2 protein-coding genes and 2 pseudogenes are annotated in these 3,217 nt (G+C 42.2%); 2 read left to right on the top strand and 2 right to left on the bottom strand.

The genetic code is table 11. The annotated features are described in order from the left end of the window. Positions 1-435: pseudogene (locus ACUU1I_RS20050) on the bottom strand (RNA-guided endonuclease InsQ/TnpB family protein); the annotation flags it as partial. 7 nt (positions 436-442) lie between these two features. Here ACUU1I_RS20050 and tnpA point away from each other — a divergent pair. After that, a pseudogene (gene tnpA, locus ACUU1I_RS20045) lies at positions 443-872 on the top strand (IS200/IS605 family transposase); the annotation flags it as partial. A 573-nt stretch (positions 873-1,445) separates the two neighbouring features. Beyond that, on the top strand, positions 1,446-2,528 hold the full coding sequence (ompC, locus tag ACUU1I_RS20040; RefSeq protein WP_000737287.1) for a porin OmpC: 1,083 nt from the start codon (positions 1,446-1,448) through the stop codon (positions 2,526-2,528). A 488-nt stretch (positions 2,529-3,016) separates the two neighbouring features. Here ompC and ACUU1I_RS20035 read toward each other — a convergent pair. Continuing rightward, the coding region (locus tag ACUU1I_RS20035) for a helix-turn-helix domain-containing protein (protein ID WP_449144893.1) at positions 3,017-3,217 on the bottom strand (201 nt) is incomplete at its 5' end.

Here is a 3,217-nt window from a genome sequence, read left to right as displayed (position 1 = left end):
ACCCGTGACCTGACGGCTGTTCCGGTAGCGCATCCAGCCAAGTTTTGGCAGAAAAATACGGCTGTTTTCCTGATCGAGCTTAACGCCCTGCGGATAGCGGAATGCATCATTCTGTCACCGCTTTTTGAATCAGGGGAACGCCGACCGCTTCTGGAAAAAGTTTTTGCAGGCCTGCTCAGGGTCTTTCAGTGACTGTTGCAATGGCTGTGACGGAGCATCTTTAATCCATTGCGTTTCAGTGGCATTTTTCCACTCAACCAATCAGGAAGCCATTTTCGCGTAAGGGATGTCTTTGTTACCGGCCTTATGATTCTCATTCTGACGTGCCAGAGTACGACTGAAAACGAAACGACATGCGCCTGCGAAGCGCCTCATTTCACGCGCCTGTTGACCACCGGGTCTTAACCGGAATTTGAATACCTGTAGTCGTTTCACAGGGCAAATTATACTTTGGTCTGTGAAAAAAACTGATATCCGACGCGGAAGGCACTGTGTTTTCCTGATGCATGCTCACCGGGTCTTTGTTACCAAGTACCGACGCCAGATTTTTGACCATGACGCGACAGAAAAACTACGTACTTACTTTTCAAATGTATGTGCTGATTTTGAAGCTGAACTGGTTGAAATGGATGGCGAACCAGAGCACGTCCATCTGTTAATTAACTATCCCCCCAAACTGGCGATATCCAGTCTGGTAAACAAACAGCCTCAAAGGCGTATCGGGTAGGTTACTGCGACGGGATCGGCCAGATATTGCTGCCAGGTATTACCGCAAAGATGTTTTGTGGCGTCCCGGCTATTTTGCCAGTAGCTGCGGAGGTGCGCCAATATCCGTCATCCGCCAATACATTGAACAACAGCAAACACCTGGTCAGGTGAAAAAACGAGCCTTATATCCCCGCCCTGAAGGACGGGCTTTTACGGTGCACTGGATAAGCCTGGAGATTATCTACACCTGCATGGACATCATTGTACTATGCCCCGTACATGCCCCATCACATCCTCAACATCAAAGTATTAGAGCCTTGCAAACCATTATGCGTCTCAGTTTGTCTCATCTATCTTACGCAAAAAAAATAGAACTAATATCAAGCGGCGCTATATTGCGTATTAAATAAAACCACCTCAATTACATTAATAAATCTAAATAAATATCATACAAATAATTTCCATGGTTATTTTTAGGCTATTTAAATTAAAAAAATAAATTATGAGTCAATCATAAATAACAACCTTTAATATAATTTGACTACCAAATTTATATTCGTTCACAAAATAGTCATGCATTGTGTGCAATAGAAACAGTTCAGATAAAAATAGGGATCTACTTCACAATTTAAATGAGAAACTAAAACTTACATCTTGAAATAATCTCATTGATTGGATGAATATTTGTAGTGCAGTGACATCATTTTTAAATAATAGTTCAAATAAAAGGGCTCACGATGAAAAAATTAACAGTGGCAATTTCTGCTGTAGCTGCATCAGTACTGATGGCGATGTCTGCTCAGGCAGCAGAGATTTACAATAAAGACAGTAACAAGCTGGATCTGTACGGAAAAGTTAATGCTAAGCACTACTTCTCTTCTAACGATGCAGATGATGGCGACACAACTTATGTTCGTCTGGGCTTCAAAGGCGAAACTCAAATCAACGATCAACTGACTGGTTTCGGTCAGTGGGAATATGAATTCAAAGGCAACCGTGCTGAATCTCAAGGTTCTTCCAAAGATAAAACCCGTCTTGCCTTCGCTGGCCTGAAATTCGGTGACTACGGCTCCATCGATTATGGCCGTAACTACGGTGTAGCATACGATATCGGTGCATGGACCGACGTTCTGCCAGAATTCGGTGGCGATACCTGGACCCAAACAGATGTGTTCATGACTGGTCGCACCACAGGTGTTGCAACCTATCGTAACAACGACTTCTTTGGTCTGGTTGATGGTCTGAACTTTGCTGCTCAGTATCAGGGTAAAAATGACCGCACTGACGTAACTGAAGCTAACGGTGATGGTTTCGGTTTCTCCACTACTTATGAGTATGAAGGATTCGGTGTAGGTGCAACCTATGCTAAATCTGACCGCACTAATGATCAGGTTATCTACGGTAACAACAGCCTGAATGCATCTGGTCAAAATGCTGAAGTATGGGCAGCTGGTCTGAAATATGATGCGAACAACATCTATCTGGCTACCACCTATTCTGAAACCCAGAACATGACTGTTTTTGGTAATAACCATATTGCCAACAAAGCACAAAACTTCGAAGTAGTTGCACAATATCAGTTCGACTTCGGTCTGCGTCCGTCCGTTGCTTACCTGCAATCTAAAGGAAAAGACTTGGGTGCGTGGGGTGATCAGGACCTGATTGAATATATTGATGTAGGTGCAACCTATTACTTCAACAAAAATATGTCCACTTTTGTTGATTACAAAGTCAACCTGATTGATAAGAGCGATTTCACGAAAGCATCTGGCGTTGCTACCGATGATATCGTTGCTGTAGGATTGGTTTACCAGTTCTAATCTGATTACTCAAAGATATGTTGTGGGAGGCTTTGCCTCCCCAACATATAAGTGGCGCCCTCAAGCCACTTTCCTTAGAAGCACTATCTTGCTTCTGACTATATAAATTACCCTTTATTTTCTGGGACGTTTCAACGCCCCATTTTTAATAATACTCAGTGAACAATTAACGTATCAATTAGATTTAATAACAACGATATCCGTACCTAACCTGATATCTAATGTCATAAGCATCCCTTTAATTATCCCCTCAACCTCTTGTAAATTTCCCACTCTTGAGCTCCACATAGTCCAAACGCCGGATGCAAAAAAAATCACACGTGCATCTCTGAAATTGTGATGGAGGAAGTGAGTATCAATTATATGTGCTTATAAACGTTCCCGATTGGCACAGAAGTCACCGGATTGTTCAGGCTCCAATAGGTTGAGTATGTCGTATTTATTTTCCAAAATAAAAATCGATGCTGTTGCTCCTTAATAAAATACTTTTACTCTCTGGACGCTTTTCTTAGCTCTCTTGGTGTTATCTTAAAACGATTATGGAACCTTTCAGTAAAACGAGAAGGACACTTGTAACCATTTTCCCTGGCAATCTCGCTGATGGGTTTTACTGTCGTTTGTATAGCAGACAACGCATTATTTAACCTCACGTCGTCCAATATACTTTGAAAACTTATTCCCTCGCTTGC

It is taken from the genome of Shigella sp. SIG3, assembly GCF_053555855.1.
The sequence above is the reverse complement of the archived record's forward strand: the minus strand, read 5'-3'. Positions and strand labels throughout refer to the sequence as shown.